Origin of the sequence: Clostridium sp. AM25-23AC, assembly GCF_003435125.1 — a bacterium.
Lineage (GTDB): Bacteria > Bacillota > Clostridia > Lachnospirales > Lachnospiraceae > Pilosibacter > Pilosibacter fragilis.
On record NZ_QWGI01000021.1, the window covers coordinates 20,908 to 43,288 of the forward strand.

Annotated in this window: 13 protein-coding genes and 1 pseudogene; all 14 read left to right on the forward strand. The window is 43.8% G+C overall.

What is annotated here, in order from left to right:
* Positions 1 to 197: 197 nt before the first annotated feature.
* Positions 198 to 296: pseudogene (locus tag DW677_RS12880) on the forward strand (Maff2 family protein); the annotation flags it as partial.
* Positions 297 to 299: 3 nt separating this feature from the next.
* Positions 300 to 1,172 carry a VirB6/TrbL-like conjugal transfer protein, CD1112 family gene (locus DW677_RS12885; protein WP_066548951.1) on the forward strand — a complete coding sequence of 291 codons (873 nt, stop codon included), beginning with the start codon at positions 300 to 302 and terminating at the stop codon, positions 1,170 to 1,172.
* A 30-nt stretch (positions 1,173 to 1,202) separates the two neighbouring features.
* Positions 1,203 to 1,616 carry a PrgI family protein gene (locus DW677_RS12890; RefSeq protein ID WP_117567531.1) on the forward strand — a complete coding sequence of 138 codons (414 nt, stop codon included), beginning with the start codon at positions 1,203 to 1,205 and terminating at the stop codon, positions 1,614 to 1,616.
* Positions 1,558 to 4,008 (forward strand): VirB4-like conjugal transfer ATPase, CD1110 family, encoded by a 2,451-nt coding sequence (locus tag DW677_RS12895; RefSeq protein ID WP_117567532.1) that lies wholly within the window; start codon positions 1,558 to 1,560, stop codon positions 4,006 to 4,008. The genes DW677_RS12890 and DW677_RS12895 overlap by 59 nt, the downstream gene beginning before the upstream one ends.
* Complete coding sequence (locus DW677_RS12900) at positions 4,008 to 6,506, forward strand: CD1108 family mobile element protein (RefSeq protein ID WP_242992171.1); 2,499 nt, start codon at positions 4,008 to 4,010, stop codon at positions 6,504 to 6,506. The genes DW677_RS12895 and DW677_RS12900 overlap by 1 nt, the downstream gene beginning before the upstream one ends.
* Before the next feature lie 19 nt (positions 6,507 to 6,525).
* Positions 6,526 to 6,810 carry a cell envelope biogenesis protein TolA gene (locus DW677_RS12905; protein ID WP_066548945.1) on the forward strand — a complete coding sequence of 95 codons (285 nt, stop codon included), beginning with the start codon at positions 6,526 to 6,528 and terminating at the stop codon, positions 6,808 to 6,810.
* Positions 6,785 to 8,398: a CD1107 family mobile element protein gene (locus DW677_RS12910; protein WP_117567533.1), complete on the forward strand. Its 1,614-nt coding sequence runs from the start codon at positions 6,785 to 6,787 to the stop codon at positions 8,396 to 8,398. The genes DW677_RS12905 and DW677_RS12910 overlap by 26 nt, the downstream gene beginning before the upstream one ends.
* Positions 8,398 to 10,500, forward strand: a complete 2,103-nt coding sequence (locus DW677_RS12915) for a type IA DNA topoisomerase (protein WP_117567534.1) — start codon at positions 8,398 to 8,400, stop codon at positions 10,498 to 10,500. The genes DW677_RS12910 and DW677_RS12915 overlap by 1 nt, the downstream gene beginning before the upstream one ends.
* Before the next feature lie 26 nt (positions 10,501 to 10,526).
* Positions 10,527 to 10,832 (forward strand): hypothetical protein, encoded by a 306-nt coding sequence (locus DW677_RS12920; RefSeq protein ID WP_117567535.1) that lies wholly within the window; start codon positions 10,527 to 10,529, stop codon positions 10,830 to 10,832.
* Between the two features lie 14 nt (positions 10,833 to 10,846).
* Complete coding sequence (locus tag DW677_RS19110) at positions 10,847 to 10,981, forward strand: hypothetical protein (RefSeq protein ID WP_278287001.1); 135 nt, start codon at positions 10,847 to 10,849, stop codon at positions 10,979 to 10,981.
* Positions 10,981 to 12,084, forward strand: a complete 1,104-nt coding sequence (locus DW677_RS12925) for a DUF5688 family protein (protein WP_117567536.1) — start codon at positions 10,981 to 10,983, stop codon at positions 12,082 to 12,084. The genes DW677_RS19110 and DW677_RS12925 overlap by 1 nt, the downstream gene beginning before the upstream one ends.
* Positions 12,085 to 12,322: 238 nt before the next feature.
* On the forward strand, positions 12,323 to 13,222 hold the full coding sequence (locus tag DW677_RS12930) for a restriction endonuclease (protein ID WP_117567537.1): 900 nt from the start codon (positions 12,323 to 12,325) through the stop codon (positions 13,220 to 13,222).
* 1,066 nt (positions 13,223 to 14,288) lie between these two features.
* Positions 14,289 to 14,639, forward strand: coding sequence for a TnpV protein (locus tag DW677_RS18830; RefSeq protein ID WP_225537262.1), 351 nt, complete (start codon positions 14,289 to 14,291; stop codon positions 14,637 to 14,639).
* A 1,097-nt stretch (positions 14,640 to 15,736) separates the two neighbouring features.
* Positions 15,737 to 22,318 carry a DUF3849 domain-containing protein gene (locus DW677_RS12935; protein WP_347473193.1) on the forward strand — a complete coding sequence of 2,194 codons (6,582 nt, stop codon included), beginning with the start codon at positions 15,737 to 15,739 and terminating at the stop codon, positions 22,316 to 22,318.
* The last annotated feature ends 63 nt before the right edge of the window (positions 22,319 to 22,381 follow it).

The following is a 22,381-nucleotide window of genomic DNA, read 5'->3' on the forward strand; positions in this document are numbered from 1 at the left end:
CTTAACAAACTTCGAACTATGGCAGAAATGCCTGTAATCATTCTTTGATAAATATGCTGTTACGAAGTGTGTAAATCGTATATGAAAAAACCTGGCTGTTGAATTCGATGGAACGCCATGTGCGGTGAAAGCTGCATGCACGGTGTGGAGCGGGGGAAAATCCGGAGATTATATCAAAGGATTACCTATCGCTATCCGGTGCAAAGTCACAGGGTATCAAGCAGCTTATGTCCGGAGGCGGTATTATTATCGTAGCACAGACGGTGATCCCACAGCTTTCAACGCTGTTCTCATAATTCATGGGGTCAATCATTGAGAAAATCACTGAATTTATAAAGGAAATGCTGCAAGGATGGGTGCTGGACAATCTTGAAACGATGTTTACTGACGTGAATACGAAAGTAGGAACAATTGCCGGAGAGGTTGGGCAGACACCCAGCTCTTGGAACGCAGGTATTTTTTCCATGATAGACAACCTGTCAGATACAGTCATGGTGCCCATAGCAGGGATGATCATTAGTGCGATTCTCTGCTATGAGCTGATTACCATGGTAATGGATAAGAATAATATGCATGAGATGGGGAGTGAGTTTTTCTTCCGTTATCTTGTGAAAGCATGTATTGCAGTATTGCTTGTCAGCTATACCTCTGACATTACCATGGCAATTTTTGATGTGGGAAACCATATCGTAACAAGTGCAGCAGGAGTCATTACAGGCTCCACGACACTTGATGTGACGAGTACATTACAGTCCATGTTCAACAGCCAGCTCTCCACCATGGGGATAGGCGAACTGATCGGACTTGGAATAGAGACCATGATTGTCAGCTTATGTATGAAAATCATTTCCCTGCTAATCACCGTCATGCTATATGGGCGAATGATTGAAATATACCTTTATGTTTCAGTGGCTCCGGTTCCGTTTGCGACACTCAGCAACCGGGAATGGGGCGGCATCGGAAGTAACTATATCAAGGGACTTTGTGCTTTGGCATTTCAGGGATTTTTCATCATGGTATGTGTGGCAATCTATGCGGTGCTGGTATCCAGTGTTGCAGTTGCGAGCAATTTACACACGGCTTTGTGGTCAGTGGCAGCATATACCGTTATCCTGTGCTTCAGCTTATTTAAGACAGGTTCCCTTAGCAAATCTATTTTTAATGCACATTAAAGCAGCATTATATCAGGAAGGAGGCTGTTTATGGCAATATCAGTCGCAGTGCCGAAGAATTTAAGCGGTATCAAGACAAAGGTGGCAATGAATCTGACAAAACGTCAGCTTATCTGTTTTGGTGCGGCAGGTGCGGTTGGAATTCCTTTTTATATCTTTACCAAAGATATCATCGGGACACAGGCATCCGCACTGATCATGGTGGCTGTCATGCTGCCGTTTTTCTTTCTGGCAATGTATGAAAAGGACGGTTTTCCGGCAGAAAAGATTCTGTACTTTATGATAAGGCAGAAGTTCCTGACACCGGGAATACGCCCCTATAAATCAGAAAATCTCTACAATCGGTTAGAGGAACAGGAAAAAATGAAGAAGGAGGTGCGTTACCTTGAAGCAAAAGCCAAAGGCAAGATTACAGGGCAGTCAGAAGAAAACTGCCAAGCCTAAAGCGGGCTTGAGTTTTTCTGAAAAGAAAAGGTTAAAAGAGCTTCAGTGTACTCTTGCAGGAAACCATAAGGAACAGGAGAAACCTACCACGACACAGAATACCATTACTTTCAAAAAGATGTTCCGTGATGGTATCTGTCAGGTGACATCTGATTTCTACACAAAAATGGTGGAATTTTATGATATAAATTATGACCTTCTGGAAATAGAGGACCAGGGGGAGATTTTGGAGGAGTACAGCAAGCTCATCAATTATTTTGACCCGTCTATCAGATTTGAGCTGTTTTTATTTAACAGACAGGTCAATGAGCAGACGCTGATAGACCAGTTTGACATTCCTTTGCAGGGAGATGATTTTGACGATATCCGTGAGGAATACACGGAAATGTTGAAGAAGCAGGCTGCAAAGGGCAACAACGGTATCATTAAATCAAAATATCTTATTTTTGGTACGGAGTGTAAGGGATATAAGGAAGCGAAATCAAAACTGAATAACATTGAAAAGGATGTTATCAAGAACTTTTTAAACCTTGGAACCCACGCCAAAAGCCTTGACGGAAAGGAGCGACTGCGTATCCTGCATGAGTATTTCAATCAGGATACCATGGAGCCTTTCCGTTTTTCATTTAAGGAGCTGGCAGAGTCTGGTAAGAGTGTAAAGGACTACATTGCACCGCCGGGCTTTGACTTCCGTTATCCGAGCCGATTTAAGGCAGGAAAGATGTATGGCAGTGTCCATTATCTGGATATTATTGCACCACGCTTTAATGATGAACTGTTAAAGAAGCTCCTTGATATTGATGATAACCTGACCATTACCATGCACATGCAGACGATGGACCCGGTGAAGGCAATCAAGATGTTAAAGGGTGCTTTGACAAATATTCAGAAGATGAAGATTGAGGAGCAGAAAAAGGCAGTCCGCAGTGGGTACGACATGGATATTCTTCCTACAGATATTATCACTTATGAAAAGGATACGCTGGAGCTGCTTGACGATCTGAACACCAGTAACCAGAAGATTATCAAAATGTCTTTCCTGATTACCTGTTACGGCAGGAGCAAAAGGGAGCTTGAAAATATTACGCAGAGGGTGTCCGGCATTATCCAGCAGGCAAACTGTAACTTAAGATGTTTGCAGTATTTACAGGAACAGGGGCTTATGGCTTCCGCACCGATTGGATGCAATGATACGGGAATTGAGCGTGTGCTTACCACAAAGAGTACCGCTATTCTTGTGCCGTTCTGTACGCAGGAATTATTCATGCCTGCACCGGCAATCTACTATGGTTTAAATGCCCTGTCAAACAACATGATCATGGCAGACAGAAAGCGGCTTCGTACACCAAACGGAGTAATTTTAGGAACACCGGGCAGTGGTAAGTCCTTTAGTGCAAAGAGGGAGATTTTATCCTGCTTTCTTATGACAAGGGATGATGTGATTATCTGTGACCCGGAGGGCGAGTATTTTGCTCTTGTGGGAGCTTTGCATGGGCAGGTGGTAAAGCTGGCAACCAATTCCAAAGATTATCTGAACCCGATGGATATTCAGTTAAGCCATAAGGGAGATAAGGAAGCTCTGAAACTAAAGAGTGATTTTATCATTACCCTGTGTGATCTGATTGCCGGAGGGAAGGACGGTCTGGAGAATGATGAGAAGGGTATCATTGATGAATGTATCCGTCATATCTATGATGCCTATTTTGAAAATCCGGTGCCGGAAAATATGCCTATCCTTGAGGATTTATATAATGCCCTTTTAGACCATAAGAATGCGAAAGCAGAGCGTATTGCCAATTCCCTTGTACTGTATGTTCATGGTTCGCAGAATTATTTTAATCACCGCACTAACGTGGACAGTAAGAATCGTATCATGTGCTTTGATATCAGGGATTTGGGAAACCAGTTGAAAGAGCTGGGTATGCTCATCGTGCAGGATGCCGTATGGAACAGGGTGTCACAGAACAGGGAGAGAAGAATTGCTACCCGTTATTACTGTGATGAGTTCCACCTTCTTCTAAAGGAGAGGCAGACTGCCATTTATTCGGTGGAAATCTGGAAGCGTTTCAGAAAATGGGGCGGTATTCCGACAGGTCTGACACAGAATGTGGGCGACTTCTTAAAGTCGGAGGAAATCGAGGGTATTCTTGGTAACTCCGATTTTGTTTATCTGCTGAATCAGAATGCAAAGGATCAGGCGATACTTGCAGATAAGCTGGGGCTTTCGGAAAAACAGCTTTCCCATGTGACCAATTCAGAGCCGGGTTCCGGTCTGATTCTGTTTGATAACGTGGTGATTCCTTTTGTGGATAAATACCCGACAGACACAAAGACCTATGCGATTATGAATACCAAACCGGAAGAAAGTGTAAAACAGGAGGATGTTGATTAGTGGCAGAAAAGAAAAAAGATAAATCAAAAAAACATCAGCCAAGAGATGCGGATAACACCTTTGGAAAGAATGTCCAGAAGTCAGGGCTGTCAACAAAACGCAGAAATAAAAAGCAGTATCAGAAGCAGGACACTTTTGGACACAGTGAAAATCCTTCCGCAGAGCAGAAGAATTTGAAGTCTGAGAATACGGATGCGGACAGTAAGAGGAAAAGCGATTTTTCGCAGGAAAACAATACTTTTACGGAGGATGGTGACAGGGAGCAGGAGGAACATCAGCAAAAGGATGATTACCACCGCAGGGATACCTACCACCAATCCGAGAAAAAAGGAAAATACCACAGACGGGAGTATCAGAACAGGGAACGTACAAAACAATCTGATTTTGAACGTGATTTCCAGACGAAGGACAAAACCTTTACGGAAGGGATGGAACCGGAGTTTCATGGAAGCAAAAAATTAGACAGACTGCAAAATAAGGCAGAGAAAGCCGGGAAAAAGACCGAAGCTGCAAGAAAGAAGATACCTAAGAAAAAGGAGTATTCCTTTGAGCGTGTCTTTGATGAAAAGACAGGAAAAGCAAAGTATGTGCTGACTGCTGTGGAAAAAGAAAAGCAATTCAAACCGGATAGTCCGGTAAAAGTGGTTGCAGGCAGGGTAGGTGCAGAATATTCCAATTTTACCCATGGCAAGGTTGCCGAAGTGGAGAAAGAAAATTCTGCCGTGGAAGGAGCACATAAGACGGAGCAGACAGCAGAGGATGTCTATCATTTTGTGAAACGCAACCATAAAAGCGGATTGCAAAGGAAGAAAGAGAAAGTCGCAAGGCTGGAGAAAAAGCAGTTTAAGAAAGAGGTCAATTTCCGGTATCAGAAGTTTTTGGAAGAAAATCCGGATATGCAGGAAAAGACCCTGAAAAAGCAGATGCAGAAACGATTGCAGAAACAGCGGATCAAGCGGGAGTATGCAAAGGCAAGGCGGGCAGGACAGGCAGCAAAGAATACAAAGGAAGCGGCTGCAAAATCAGCCAGTTTTGTTACCAAGGTTGCCAAGAAAATGCAGGAGATAGCCAGCAGGAATGTTTCGCTTCTGGTAACAATCGGTATCTTTGCACTGATTCTGATTATGATCATGACAGCCATATCGTCCTGTGGGGCGATGTTCTCAGATGGTATGAGTACCACACTGGCAGGAAGCTATATGAGTGTTCCGGCGGAGATTGATGCTGCGGACCTGGCGTTTTCCGAGCTGGAAATGGAATTGCAGAAAGAAATCAATAACATAGAAACGGACTATCCGGATTATGACGAATACCGCTACAATCTGGATGCCATAGGGCATGATCCGTTTATTTTAATCGGTTATCTGTCGGCAGTACATACGGAATTTACGGCAAGTGAAGTGCAAAGTGAGATAGAAAGCCTTTTTGAAGAAATGTATGAGCTGACCTTAAATCCTACGACGGAAACAAGGACAAGGACTGTAACAGATCCGGAAACGGGTGAGGAGACGGAGGAAGAATACACTGTAACAATACTTGAAGTAACACTGACAGCCACCGACCTAGGTGTGGTGGTAGCCGGACACATGAATGAGGAGCAGAAAGAAATCTATGCTCTTTACAATGAAACCCATGGACTGACACAGCAGTTTTATACACCGCTCAATCTGTATTGGTATAGCTATGTGTCGAGTTATTACGGCTATCGTATCAATCCGGTCACAGGGCAGGAACAGTTTCAACGTGGTGTGGATATAGCGGTGCCCACAGGGACAACCGTGCTGGCAGCGATGGATGGAACGGTTACAACAGCAACCTATGATGCTTCTTATGGTAATTATGTTGTGATAGAGGACAGCAATGGTTACTGCACCAAGTATGCACACATGGATACATTAAGTGTCAGTGCCGGACAGACTGTTACACACGGAACAACCATAGGAACAACGGGAAATACGGGAAGCAGTACCGGAAGCCACCTTCATATCGAGTGTTTGTATAACGGGGAGTATTATAACCCGTTATTTTACTTTGATGTGGGTGAGGGAACTCTTTATGGAGAAACTCCGGGCGGTGGCGGTTCGCCGGGAAATGTCATACCACCGGATTCCTATGATGATGCGACAGTACAGGCACTTATGGAAGAAGCGGCAAGATATCTTGGCTATCCGTATGTTTGGGGCGGTTCTTCTCCGTCTACAAGCTTTGACTGTTCCGGCTTTGTATGCTGGGTATTTACCAACAGCGGCGTACATAATCTGCCAAGAACCACAGCACAGGGCATATATGACCAGTGTACTCCGGTGTCAGCGGCAGATGCAAAGGCTGGGGACATCCTCTTTTTTACAGGTACTTACAATTCACCAGGACCTGTCAGCCATGTGGGTATCTATTGCGGAAATGGTGTAATGATACACTGCGGTGACCCAATCAAATATGCTTCTATCAATACACCATACTGGCAGAGCCATTTCTATAGTTTTGGAAGATTAAATTAAAAGCAGGAAGTGAGGATAAATGACAAAGGAAAGAATTGAAAAAGAGCTTCTGAAAGTCCGGGAGCAGCTTGCAGGATTGCAGGCAAGGCAGAAGGACTTGGAGGAGCAGTTACAGATGGCAGAGGATGCGGAGAAAATGAAATTCATTGAGAAAAATAAAATCTCTCTGGAACGGCTGATTTTACTGAATAAAGTCAGTGAGGAAGAAATCCTGCATCTGTTAAAGAAAAAAGAACAGGAAGAACAGACACAACAATCAGAAAAGGAGGCAGTAAGCCATGAAAAAAATGAAACTATCATCTAAGGCGGTGTTATCGCTTGTTTTATCAGCAGTTTTATTCTGTATGCCCGCTTTGGGATTTGCCATGAACGGGAATTATGCAGTGAGTGTTCATGCGGAGGATACAGATCCGGAAAGCAGTTCTGAGGAAAACAGAACCGAGAATGATACAGAGCAGGAAACAGAAAGCGGTTCTGAAGAAAACAGCACGGAAGAGGATACGGTATCCGGTGGTGATGTAAAAGAACCAGAGTGTACCTGTGAGGATAAATGTGGTGCGTATGAATACGACCATAATTGCGAAGTATGCGTGAAAGATTATAAGCTCTGTGCATATAAAAAGCCGAATGTCACAATCCAGATCAATCAGCCGGATGGATGGCATAATGACAAAGCATCCGTAACATTTACAGTTGCGGATGTGGCACACACAGGAAATTTTGAAATTGCAAAGATACAGGCAAAGGTAGGACAGAATGGAAGCTGGACGGATGTGACAGAGGACAGAAAGCTGGAGGTTTCTGAAAACTGTACGGTATATGTGCAGGTCACTGACCAAAAGGGAAATACCTATGAGAGAAGCCGTGCAATCAAATGTTTTGATACCACAAAGCCTACGCTTAATGCTGCGGTCAGTGACGGACTTTTGAGCGTTCAGGTACACGATACGGATTCCGGAGCGAAAGCAGTCTATGTCAACGGATATGAGTTTACAGAGCTTACAAACGGAACTTTGAATATCCGCCTGCAGCAATTTGATGCGGGGTATGAGTATTTTACCATTTCTGCAATGGACAATGCTGGAAATATGTCGGAGGTTTATAAAACGAAAAATCCATACTATAAAGACCCGACAGATGAGAGTGATGACAATCCGGCAGAACAACTTCCGGTCAATGCAGAAGCTACCAAGCCGGGAAGTGCCACGGGAACTGTAACGGAGCATACAAAGACAGACAGTAATGGGAATACTACTTCTCAGACAAATCCTGCGGAACAGAAAAAGCAGGCAATGGCGGAAGCGGATGCTTCTGAGAAAGCAGAGAATGAGGATAAGGACAGTAATCAGTCCGAGCAGGGCAAGGAATTTTATACCATTCAGACGGCATCGGACAAGGTGTTTTATCTGATTATCGACAGAGATGGTGAGGAAGAAATGGTCTATTTCCTGACAGAGATTACGGAAAATGACTTGCTGAATACCACATCCGATAACAGCGAGACCTTACCGAAAAACTCTGCTGCATTAGAGTCTGCAATCCCGACTTCTGAAAGTGCATTGCCGAATAATAATGCAGAACAGGGAAATAAGCAGGAGGAAGCTGCGGAAGATATAGAGGGAACAGAAGAAGATACAGAAAGCACCGAGGAACCGGAAGAAACGGAGGTTAAAGAGCAGGCAAATCCTATGATTTCCTATATCCTGATGGGAGGTCTTGCAGCGGCAGTAATCGGAGGTGCGTATTATTTCAAGGTGGTACGCAAAAAGAAAGAGGACTTCATCGAGGACGAAGATGAGGACGAGGAAGATAACGAAGAATATGAGAACGAAGATGAGGAATCAGAGGGCAGTTCGGATGATGATTTCTTTGAGGAACAGGAGGAAGAATAATGCAGTTAGTGATAGCAGAAAAGCCAAGTGTGGCACAGTCAATCGCCAAGGTGCTTGGTGCAGATGAAAAAAAAGACGGATACATGGAGGGAAACGGTTCTATCGTTTCATGGTGCGTGGGGCATCTGGTTGAGTTGGCACAGCCGGATGCCTATTCTGATGCATGGAAAAAGTGGACTTACGACAGCCTGCCTATGATACCGGAGCATTGGCAGCATGAGGTCAAGAAAGACACGGTTGCACAGTTCAGGGTATTAAAGGAGCTGATGCATGATACAAAAGTAGACAGCGTGGTATGTGCCACGGATGCAGGACGGGAAGGAGAGCTTATCTTCCGTCTGGTGTATGAACAGACGGGATGCAGCAAACCGATGAAACGCTTATGGATTTCTTCCATGGAGGAGAGTGCCATAAGGGAAGGTTTTGAGAATTTAAAGCAAGGAAGTGACTATGATCATTTATACCATTCCGCACTTTGCAGACAGGAAGCGGATTGGCTTGTGGGTATCAACGGTACGAGACTTTTTACCGTTCTATATGGCGGCAAGGTGTTAAAGGTGGGCAGGGTACAGACACCTACCCTTGCCATGCTTGTGGAGCGTGAAGCAAAGATTATGAATTTCAAGAAAGAGCAGTATTTTATGGCTCATATCCTCTGTGGCGGCGTGGATGCGGTCACAGAGAGGATTGACAGTAAAACAGAAGTAGAAAATGTTGCAGGAGCTTGTCTGAACGGACAGGCTCTTGTTACGTCTGTGATAAAGGAAGAAAAGACGGTAGCACCACCGAAGCTCTATGACCTTACCACGCTCCAGAGAGATGCCAACCGCTTATTCGGTTTTACTGCAAAACAGACCTTGGAGTACACCCAGAGCCTTTATGAAAAGAAGCTGTGTACTTATCCGAGAACGGACAGCCAGTATTTGTCTGACGATATGGAGCAGACAGCCGGAAATGTGATTGAAGCAATTTTCAGTTCCATTCTGTTTGAGGAAAATAGGATGTTCAATCCGGATATTAAGCGTGTGTTAAACAGCAAAAAGGTCACAGACCACCATGCGATTATCCCAACAATGGAGATTGCAAAAGCTGACCTTGCAGCCCTGCCGGAAACGGAGCGAAAGATTTTATCCCTTGTGGCCAACAGGCTGCTGTGTGCTACAGGGGATAAACATCTTTATGAAACGGTAAAGGCAGAGCTTTCCTGCGGTGGTTACACTTTTGCCACTTCAGGCAAGTCGGTCCTAAAAAACGGGTGGAAATATTTTGAAGATGCTTTTAAGCGTTCTTTTAAGACAACGGAAGATAAAGAGCAGGAGGATAAGAAACTGCCGGAGCTTTCAAAGGGGCAGACCTTTGACGGGGTACAGACGAAGATTAGCGAGCATTATACCACACCGCCGAAGCACTTTACGGAAGATTCCCTTTTGTCAGCAATGGAGCGAGCCGGAAGTGAGGATATGGGAGATGATGTGGAGCGTAAAGGACTTGGCACACCTGCCACCAGAGCGGACATCATTGAAAAGCTGGTAAAGGACGGTTTTGTGAAGCGTGAGAAAAAGCAGATGATCCCAACAGAGGATGGAATGAAGCTGATTACGGTGCTTCCGGATGTGGTGAAGTCCCCGAAACTTACTGCTGATTGGGAAAATGCCCTTACCCTTGTAGCAAAGGGCGAGTATTCCATGCAGGAATTTATGGATGGAATTGCGGATATGGTAAAGAACCTTGTGCAGACTTATCACAGCATTAGTGACGAACAGAAATCCATGTTTGGAGGAAATCAGAGCGTACAGGAAGCCCTTGGAAAATGCCCGAAATGTGGCGGGGATGTGGTAAAGGGAAAATATGGAGCTTACTGCAAAAGTAAGTGTGGTATGAATGTCGGCAAGGCTATGGGGACTGTACTTTCCGATACGCAGATTAAGAGTATGCTGGAGGGGAAAAAGACTTTCATCAAGGGTTTAAAGGGAAAGAAAGGCACTTACGATGCTTACCTGATTCCAGAAGGAATTGAGGATTATTCCTATACCAAAGATGGCAAGGAAATCAAAGGCTCACAGTATAAGGTCAAGCTGGAGTTTGCAAAAAGAAGTAAGTAACAGCACAGAAAATGGAGGATACGAACATGAATAAAGTAAATGAAAATGTAACTGTAAACGGAGCCGGAACACAGGATGAGGAGCCTGCGGCAAAGAATAATGAAACCAAAGCGGAGAAGTTCATCCGTCTTGGAGAATACCGCATGAACAAAGCGATTGATGCGATTGGAAGATTGGAACACCTTGCCAACAGGTCCGCCTATGAATATACAGCGGAGCAGGTAGAGGCTATGTTTGGTGCTTTAGAAAATAAGGTAGCAGATGTAAAAGCAAAATTCAGTACAAAGAAACAGGATAATACATCTTTTTCTTTTGGAACACATGCAGAGTAAGGAGGAAATCAGGAATGAAACAGTTAGAAAAGGAAATTGCGGAAACAAACAAGCAGAGCATGATGAAGCGTTATCAGTTGTATGGGACGAAAGCATTAAAGCTGGCAGACAAATCACAGAAGAATACCGGGAAGGGAGAGAGAAAGTAATGGAATATAAGGATTTTATAGAACAGGTAAGAGAGCAGATACAGGATTTTTTACCGGAGAAATTTGCAGATGCAACGGTTTCTGTTCATCAGGTAGTAAAGAATAATGACTGTGTTTTGGACGGTCTGACAATCCGGACGGAAGAAAGCAATATTTCTCCAACCGTATATCTGAATCCGTATTTTGAACGGATACAGGATGGAGCTGAGATGGATGATGTGCTTGGGCAGATTGTAGCCACATATCAGGCACATTATATTGACCATGATATGGATGTATCTGCGGTTACTGATTTTGATAATGTCAAAGACAAGATTGTGTGCAAGCTCATCAATGAAGAATCCAACAGGCAGTTCCTTGAAGACAAACCATACACCAAGGTGGAAGATCTGGCGGTTGTGTATCAGATTTTAATGGGCAAAAATGCGGAAGGCACTGCAACCATAACGATTACAGATAATCTGATGGACAGGTATGGGATTACCCTTGAGGATTTGCACGAACAGGCTCTTTTGAACATGGATGTTTTGCAGCCATACAGCTTCAAGGGAATGAGCGAGACCATTATAGAAATGATGGCTGGGGACATTGCAAGGGATAATGATATGGATATATCAGAGGCAAGAGAAATGGCATCCCAGATGATACCGGATGTTCCTGATACAATGTTTGTACTGACAAATGACACGAAGGTAAATGGATCTGCAGCTATATTAAATGATGATACCAGACAGGAAATTGCAGACAAGGTTGGAGACTTCTATGTACTGCCTTCATCTATACATGAAACGCTGATTATCCCGAAAGATGCCGGAATGGAGTTAAGAGACCTTGAACAGATGGTGCAGGAAGTGAACCAGACGCAGGTGGCACCGCAGGAACGTCTTTCGGATCATGTTTATGAGTATGATGCAAAAGAACATGAGCTGTTCCGCAGTGACCGTGCAGAGGAACGTGCAAAACAGAAAGAGGAAAAGCGTGATGAGAAGAAAGAACGTCCTTCACTAAAAGAGAGACTTGCAGAAAAGAAAAATGATGTGATGAAGATGGATTCTGACAGGAATCATCTTGCGACAGATAAGAAGAAGGAAGCGGTGATATAGATAGAAGAATAAGAAAAGATATGCGTACAACAGGTAATAAACATGATGATAGTTTGCGAAATTGGAGTAGCTTAGAACAGTATTTTTATGTGGAAGATGAAAAACTAGTAGCAGATGCGTTAGGAAGTATTCAAAACTTTATAATCTCAACCAAAAATGATTGAGAAAGTGTTGCTTGAAAAGTATAATAGATATGGTTACTATTCAATAAGATATAATTTATTATGGTAAGGTTAAGATGAACAAAGATAAAATTATTGGATATTATGATTACTATTATGATAAATATGAATATTCTCGTATTGGTAAAGGAAGAGGAGTGTTATCGGTAGATAAACAGCCATGTGATGTGCAAAGATTCTTTTATAATGATAAAGTATGCCCATTTTGTGGAACGGCACTTAAAAAAGTCTTTTTAGCATTTCGTTCGATACCAATGGGTGGTGATTTGTATGAACGAGGGGTAGTTCTTGAATGCCCTAATTGTAATTGGTGGACATATAAATATCGCTTTTCAGAGGATGCAGACTTGATAGATGAGGTTAACTCTATTTGTATGGACTCAAGGTACTATGGCATTACAAAAAGTTATAATATTGCAGATAAGATGCTCCCTATTGAAGTTTTAACAGACGAATTAAAAAAGAAACCAGAAATACTATATGATATTAATCCATATAAGTTAGAGGAATTATCACAAGAGATATTGCAAGGTGTATATGATTGCAAGGTATGTCATGTGGGAAAAACAGGAGATGGGGGAATAGACTTAATCGTTTTAGAATCCGATGATCCAATTCTTGTACAAGTAAAGCGGCGAGAAAATCCTAATCATGTGGAATTGGTAAAGGGGGTTAGAGAATTCGTAGGAACGCTTTTTATTGAAAATAAGAGAAAGGGAATTTATATATCAACCGCAAAAAAATTTTCAAAAGGTTCTGTAGATGTGGCTGAAAAACTTATAGAAAATAGACAGTTGGATTATTTTGAGCTGGTTGATTATGATAAATTAAATTCATTAATTAAGAATGTGGAGAAAAAGAAATATTGGAGTAAATTAGTTGAGAGTTTTTGCAAACAAGATAATTGTAGTATATACGATAGCGAAGAGGAAATTAGTAAATTCGAGAACGAGTAATTTTATCCTGTTTGTAAAATAAAGAACTCAAACGAGATAAAGAATAAAGATTACCGTCACTGGTGGCAATGGATTTTAAATGAACCATTGCCACTTTTTTTGTTGAAAGAAATTAGCGGAGGTTTTAGCATGAGAAAATATGATATGATTTCCTCTCTTGCAGAGGATACCGCAAGAGATATAGTCCAAAATAAACAGGTGTGGACACGGTATTTGACCACGGCTGCAAGGCTGTATAAATATCCCTTTAACGAGCAGATGTTAATATACGCCCAAAGACCGGATGCTACAGCCTGTGCTTCGCTTGAAACGTGGAATGAAAAGATGAATTGCTGGGTCAACCGTGGAGCGAAAGGAATTGCCCTGATTGATACGGACAGCGAACGTCCGAGATTAAAATATGTCTTTGATGTATCAGATGTGCATAAGGCAAGAAGAATCGGGCGTGCCCCAAATCTGTGGGAACTTAAGGAGGAACATAAGGCTCCTGTGCTTGCACAGCTTGAAAAGACTTATGGTGGAACCGATGTAAATATGCCTTTTGAAGAGAGGATTATGGAGATAGCTGACAGGATTGCCCAGGATTATTATGAGGAACTTTTACCGGAGCTAAACTATGTGAAAGAGGGCAGTTTCCTTGATGATCTGGATGAACTGAATCTCGGAATCAGGTTGAGGGAAACGCTGGCTTCCAGTATTTCCTTTACCCTGCTATCCCGATGCGGTGCCGATATGGATTTGTGGAAAGATGACATGAATTTTGAATATATCCACGAATTTAATAATACAAAGTCATTAGCTGTCATTGGAAATGCAACTACGGAAATGTGTAAGCCCCTGCTTATGGAAATTGGAAGGACAATAGGGGCATACGAGCGTCAGATTGCCCGAAATAAGGCAAGAGAAAAAGCGGCTGGGGAGCATATTGGAAGCCATGAAGAAAATGTTGAAAAAGGACTTGCAAATGCACCAGAAGCAGACTATAATGCTTTAAAGCGTGAAAGTGAAACGACAATAGAAAAACCAAAGGAAACTGAAAATCATACAGAAATGGAGGGCATTGCCAATGAAACTGACATACGAAAAGAACGGGGATTATCTGATTCCGAACCTGACAGCGAACGAGGAGCCGGAACAGGCACTGACCAAGTACGGACTGATGAGGAAGAACTTTCTGAAGGAGCACAGGAGAGGGATTTATCAGGGAATGATTCTGACAGGGGAGCTGAAAGCACATTGTCTGCAGGTACAGGAGCAGGCAGAGCAGAGAATGGAACTTCTGACCGGACAGATGGCGAAGTCGGAAGGAGTGAACGAGGAACTGAAAGCAGCCGATCAGATGGGCTGGGTAGCGAAGATGAACAACATCAGACACTCAGCGGAGGAAATCGTGCTGACAGAACTGATTTACATTTAAGCAGTGAGGAACAATTTCATAGCACCATGCAGGAGCCGGATAGTGACAACAATTCATTATCCGGTTCCTTTTCGGATAAAACCGAAGATTTCACAGAGCTTCAAAAGGGAATCTTATGTTTTGATAATCACCTTATCCATAAAAGACCGGAGATTGCGGGATATTTCCAGTCAGAGCAGGATGCGGTTTTACAGACGGAGTATCTGAAAAATTCTTTCCGTATGGAGAAATTTACAGAGATGTATATCGGGGATGTAAGAGCCGGGTATCGTGCTGATGAGGACGGGATTACCATGTGGAAAGGCAATTATCTGACCCGTGAAGCAGAGAGCAGGATTTCATGGGAAGATGCAAGATACCGGGTCAATTCTTATATCGAGGATGGTGTCTATTTACTTCCGGGGGAAGTGGCAGAGCAGATTGATACAGACGGAATGTTCAAACAGCTTGACCTTTTTACCATGTTTTCGGAGCAGGTCGGCAACATTGCCATGAAGCAGGCAGAAGAAAAAAGTGTTATGCCGACAGGCTTTGTACTGCCGGAGCAACAGATTGATGATATTTTAAGAAGCGGCGGGGGCAGGGATGACAGCCGCAAACGTATTTATGCCAAGTACCAGCAGAGAAAGACACCGGAAGAAATGACTGCCTTTCTGAAAAAAGAGTATGGAACCACCGGAAAAGGCTTTGAGTTTGACGGAAAGCAGATAGCCGTATGGTTTGATGAAGGTGGCATGCGTGTTGGATACGGTACATCAGCATCGGAGCAACCCATACTTACGATGGAATGGAAAGATATTGAGCAGAATATCCGCAGGCAGGTAGAGAATGGCACATATATGGGTGCAAATGAAGCTTATCTTGTGGAAGAGGTGGAGCGTAGCAGGATTGCAAACCATTTATTTTTCTTTTTCCGTGATGGTATGGGAGAAATGCCGGAAGAATTGGAATTAAAGGCGGGCAATTACCCGGATGCACATGCAAGACGGGTGGAACTTCTTTCTACACCGGAAGAGGTGGAGAGGATAGCTGCCCACATGGATCATGCTCTGCATCAGTTGGAAACCGGAGAAAAAAGCCTGCGTTTCCGTTCTGTTATGCCAAAAGAGGAGCTTCGTGCCGAACTCGACAACTTTCTGGTAGACAGGCTGACATTTCCAGCTGCTGAGCATGTGGAAATTAAACACGAGGATTTTATCACGCAGGATGAGATTGACCACAGGCTCGGCAGGGGAAGTGGTTTTTTAAATGGGTCTTTCCGTATTTATGATTATTTCAAGGAAGGGCATGACCGCAAAGAAGCAGCTAATTTCTTAAAGAATGAATATGGAACAGGCGGCAGTAGCCATGCACTTGCCGGAGCTGACCACAGCTATGAGGATCACGATGCAAAAGGAATAAAACTGCAAAAGGGAAATATCGGAAAACCATACGCAGAGGTACTTTTGTCTTGGAATGTTGTGGAGAAACGTATCCGAAAGCTCATTGAAGAAGATAAGTATTTATCTCCGGAAGGAAAAGAAGCCTATGCACAGTACAGAGTGGAGCAGGAGCAGAAGGCTTTGGAGCAGACACAGGCAAAGATGGAGCATGAAACCAAAGTAGCCTGCAAGAATGCCATTGAAAAAGCAATCGCTGAAAAGTTTGACGGGTATCGTCTGCCAAAGGATACAGCGGAAGCAGTCATTCAGGAATATGGCTCTGAACGGGTAAGCTATGTGCTTGCCAATTCTGTCATGCACAAAAGGCAGGACGGACGGTTTTCTCCGGAGAATAAGGAGTGGGCAAAAGCCATTGAGCCTTATGCCATGGTGAAAAATGAGGATATGGTTGTGGATTCCCACCCTGCCGTATTAAATGGCTTTATCAACCAGACACGACGGTATATCGAGCAGGAGAAAGAGCTTGCGGCACAGGCGGCTGAGAAAATCACGATTGATGGACAGGAGTGCATCAAAGTCGATGAATGGGGGACTGAGGAAGAAACCTATGTGCTTGGAAATTCCGTAACAGATAAGCAATTTTTTTATGCAGAGGTAAATGGTGTTGCCTTTGAGTACGATTATCAGCCACAGCGGGGAGAAGTCGAGGAAGATTATCTCAACGAGATGACGGAAAGGGCTATAGACCGTCACGAAACAGAGGTGTTTACACAGATTGAAGGAAGTGAAGATTATCCTGAAGGTGTTGAGGAACCACCATTAACGGCAGAGGATGTGCAAAATCTGGTTCTGATTAACAGGGAGTATTCTGCAGGAACCAGAACCACGGTTTATGATTTTGAATGTGATATTCGTGGGGAACATGACACATTGCAGTATACTTTAGAGCATCACGATGACGGGGAAGGTTTTACCATTCATACGCAAAAGGATGATATTTGGGAACGGATGTCTGAGCCGGAACTTGAGCGTCTTGAGGGTATTATCAGCCGTGAAGCCTTGTATTTTAAATACCATGATAAAATAGCAGGGGCAAAGAGCATAGAGGATATGGAGGAGATTCAGTTCAGTATTATTATGGAAGATGAGTCTCCTTATTTTTCGGCAGTTTCAGATAGGGTATGGAAAGAATTTAGCCAGAAAGAAAATGAGCTGTCTGGAGAAAATAGGGAAACTTCCGGACAGGATGTCCAAAAGCCGGAGGAAGTGTCAGATACACCATTAGAGCTGGATATCGAAGTACCTGTGAAGCAGGCAGAACCACAGATTGATAAGACCGGAGCTGTCAATTTCCGTATCACGGATGATGCTTTAGGAATTGGTACTGCAAAGGAAAAATTCCGCAGAAATGTGGAAGCCATACGCACGCTAGAGAAAATAGAAAGCGAGAACCGTATCGCAACACCGGAGGAACAGGAGATTTTATCTCAGTATGTTGGCTGGGGTGGACTTGCGGATGCCTTTGATGAAAGCAAGAGTGCCTGGGCAAATGGATATCAGGAATTAAAGGGACTGTTATCGGAACAGGAGTATACTTCAGCAAGGGAGAGTACCTTAAATGCCCATTACACAAGCCCTGCCATTATTCGCAGTATATATGAAGCATTAGATAAAATGGGATTTGAAAAAGGAAATGTTCTGGAGCCGGCAATGGGTATCGGAAACTTCTTCGGTATGCTTCCGGAGAAGATGCAGGAGAGCAGACTATACGGTGTGGAGCTTGACGGTATCACGGGAAGGATTGCAAAGCAGCTATATCCAAATGCTGACATTAAAATCACAGGCTTTGAAAAGACAGATTATCCGAACGATTTCTTTGATGTGGCAATCGGAAATGTGCCATTTGGACAGTACAAGGTGGCAGACAAGCAGTATGACAAACAGAATTTTTTAATTCATGATTATTTCTTTGCAAAGACCTTGGATAAGGTTCGCCCCGGCGGTGTGGTTGCCTTTGTTACCAGTAACGGAACAATGGACAAGAAAAGTCCGGAGGTCAGAAAATACCTTGCCCAGAGAGCAGAGCTTCTTGGTGCGGTCAGACTGCCCAACACGGCATTTAAGGAGAATGCTGGAACAGAGGTCACTTCTGATATTTTGTTCTTAAAGAAGCGTGACCGTGTGATGGATTTGGAGCCGGACTGGGTGCATCTGTCAGAGGATGAGAACGGCATTGCCATGAACAGCTATTTTGCCGAACACCCAGAGATGATCGTGGGAAAAATGGAAATGGTCAGCGGACCGTATGGTATGGAAAGTACCTGTATGCTCGATACCACAAGACCATTTGCACAGCAGCTACAGGAAGCGGTCAGCTATATTGATGGAGAGATAGAAGCGGTGGAACTGGATGAGCTGGCAGATGAGCTTGCGGATGCCACCATTCCAGCGGACCCGGATGTCAAGAATTACAGCTACACTCTTGTGGACGATAGGGTGTATTACCGTGAAAATTCCATTATGAAGCCTGTGGATATGTCAGCTTCCATGCAGGAACGTATCAAGGGCATGGTGGGTATCCGAAACTGTACGCAGGAGCTTATCAATCTGCAATTAGAGGAATATCCGGATACAGTAATCAAGGAAAAGCAGGCGGAGTTAAAAAGTTTATATGATGCTTTTTCCAAGAAACACGGTCTAATTAACTCGCAGACCAACAAAAGAGCATTTAATCAGGACAGCAGCTATTGTCTGTTATGTTCTCTTGAAAAATTGGACGATGAAGGCAATTTCAAAGGCAAAGCGGATATGTTCACGAAGCGTACCATTAAAAAGGCAGAGGTTGTCACAAGTGTGGATACGGCAAGTGAAGCACTGGCAGTGTCCTTATCGGAAAAAGCAAGAGTTGACCTCGATTATATGGCAGAGCTGACTGGAAAAGATGTGGATACGGTCAAGGAAGAGCTGACAGGAATTATATTCCAGAATCCCTTGACGGATCAGTGGGAAACAGCAGATGAGTATTTAAGTGGAAATGTCCGTGACAAGCTGGAAACAGCAAAGGTCTATGCAGAGAGCCACCCGGAATATGCCGTGAATGTGCAGGCACTCACACAGGTACAGCCGAAGGAGCTGGATGCCAGCGAAATTGAGGTGCGTATCGGTGCCACATGGATTGACCCGAAGTATATTGAGGATTTTATGAGGGAGACCTTTGAAACGCCGCAGCATTTGTTAGGCAGAAATGTCGTGGGCGTACAGTACTCCGATGTGACAGGACAGTGGAACATAAAGGGAAAAAATGCGGACTATGGCAATTCCCTTGTAAATATGACCTACGGTACAAGCCGGAGAAATGCCTATACCATTCTGGAGGATTCCCTTAATTTAAAGGACAGCCGTGTTTACGATACCATAGAGGAGGACGGCAAGGAAAAGAGAGTCTTAAATAAAAAGGAAACCACCATTGCATCACAGAAGCAGGAAGCCATAAGGGAAGCATTTAAGGACTGGGTGTTCTGTGATCCGGAACGCAGACAGGTACTTGTGGCAAAATACAACCAGCTTTTCAATTCCACAAGACCAAGGGAATATGACGGTTCACATCTGAAATTCCCCGGCATGACACCGGATATTGAGTTAAAGCCCCACCAGAAAAATGCAGTGGCTCATGTACTTTATGGAGATAATACCCTGCTTGCCCATTGTGTGGGAGCTGGAAAGACTTTTGAAATGACAGCGGCAGCCATGGAGAGCAAGCGTCTGGGATTATGTCAAAAGAGCCTGTTTGTGGTTCCGAACCATTTGACGGAGCAGTGGGCAAGTGATTTTTTACGGTTATATCCCGGAGCCAATATCCTTGCTGCAACAAAGAAAGACTTTGAGCCTGCTAACCGTAAGAAATTCTGTTCCAGAATAGCCACGGGAGATTATGATGCGGTTATTATCGGGCATAGTCAGTTTGAGAAAATTCCGCTTTCACAGGAAAGACAGGTAGCCATTATTGAAAGGCAGATTGATGAGATAGAGCTTGCCATTGCACAGGCAAAAGCCGACAACGGAGAACGCTACACCATTAAGCAGATGGAGAAATCAAGAAAATCACTTCTTACAAGGCTTGAAAAGCTGAATGATGCATCAAGGAAAGATAATGTAGTGACCTTTGAGCAGCTTGGCGTGGACAGGCTTTTCGTGGATGAGAGCCATAATTACAAAAATCTGTTTCTTTATACCAAGATGCGAAATGTGGCGGGAATCGCACAGTCAGAGGCACAGAAATCCTCGGATATGTTTGCAAAGTGTCAGTATCTTGATGAATTGACAGGCGGTAAGGGTGTAACTTTTGCGACAGGTACGCCGATTTCAAACAGTATGACAGAGCTTTATACCAATATGCGTTACCTTCAGTATGGTACGCTTCAGAAGCTGGGACTGGGACATTTTGACAGTTGGGCATCCTCTTTTGGAGAAACGCAGACAGCCATAGAGCTTGCACCGGAGGGAACCGGATACCGGGCAAAGACAAGGTTTGCAAAGTTCTTTAATCTCCCGGAGCTGATTGCACTTTTTAAGGAGAGTGCGGATATTCAGACACCGGATATGCTAAATCTTCCTGTGCCGGAAGCAGAGTATGAAAATGTGGTGCTAAAGCCAAGTGAATATCAAAAGGACATGGTGGCATCTTTGGCAGAAAGGGCAGAAGCCGTGCGTGACAGACAGGTACAGCCTTATGAGGACAATATGCTAAAGATTACCAATGACGGAAGAAAGCTGGCATTAGACCAGAGACTTATCAATGATATGTTGCCGGATGATGAAAATTCAAAGGCAAGCAACTGTGTGGAAAAGGCATTTGAAATATGGGAGCAGACAAAGGAGCAGAAATCAACGCAGCTTATTTTCTGTGACCTGTCAACACCGAAAGGAGATGGTACATTTAATGTTTATGAGGACATCCGAAACAAGCTGATAGAAAAGGGTGTCCCACCGGAAGAAATCGCATTTATACATGAAGCAAATACGGAGCTTAGGAAAGCGGAGCTGTTCGGAAAAGTAAGAAGCGGACAGGTCCGTTTTTTGCTTGGTTCCACACAGAAGATGGGAGCCGGAACCAATGTGCAGGACAGACTTATCGCACTGCACCACCTTGATGTGCCTTGGCGTCCTTCTGATATTGAACAGCAGGAAGGGCGTATTTTGCGACAGGGCAATCTTAATCCAAAGGTCAAGATTTTCCGCTATGTGACGGAAGGAACCTTTGATAGTTATTCGTGGCAGCTCATTGAGAACAAGCAGAAATTCATCGGTCAGATCATGACAAGCAAATCTCCGGTACGTTCCTGTGAGGATGTGGATGAAGCAGCACTTACTTATGCGGAGGTCAAGGCTCTGGCAACAGGAAATCCTTACATCAAGGAGAAGATGGACCTCGATATTCAGGTTTCAAAACTGAAACTTATGAAAGCAAACCATACCAGTCAGAAATACCGACTGGAGGACAACATCGCAAAGCATTATCCCCAGCAGATTACAATTTTAAAGGAGCGTATCAGCGGGATGCAGGCAGACATTCAGGCTGCGAAAGCCAACCTTCCGGTGGATAAAGAGCAGTTTTCCATGAAAGTGGGGGACAAGCTCTATACGGATAAAAAAGAAGCCGGAACAGCCCTTGTGGAGATGTGCAAAGAAATAAAAACAGTCAATGCCCCTGCGGTCATTGGCGAATATGCAGGTTTTAAGATGGCAGTATCTTTTGATGCGTTCAACCACAAATTTGTGATGAACCTGAAAGGTCAGCTTTCCCACAATCTGGAAGTCGGTTCAGACCCGATTGGAAATATTGCCCGTATCAACCATGCACTGGAATCCATGCCAAAGCAACTCATGGAAGCACAGACAAAACTTGAAACTGTGGAGCATCAGCTTGAAACCGCAAAGGTGGAGGTAACCAAGCCTTTTGCGCAGGAAGCGGAGCTTGCAGAGAAGTTAGAGCGTCTGTCTGCATTAAATGCCCTGCTTAACATGGATGAAAAGGGCAATGATGGGATTGATATGGATGATGAGCCGGAAGCTCCAAAGAGCGAAAAAGAGGTTGCAGACCGTCCGGCGAAGAATATTCCGATTGCAGAGAAAGCAGTGGGTACAGAGCAGGATAAGGGCATCAGACAGTATGCGGATGTACCTGCAGAAAGAGTGTCCCTGAAGGCGAAGTTGGAGGTGATGAAAGCAAAGGTTGCCGGAGGAGATACAGAAAAGCCTATGCCACAAAAGGCAAGGGGAAAAGAAGAAACCTTATAAAAAATTTGAAGTTTTTTATTTTTATTCCCAACTTTATTCCCAACATGTTATAATTATTTTGGT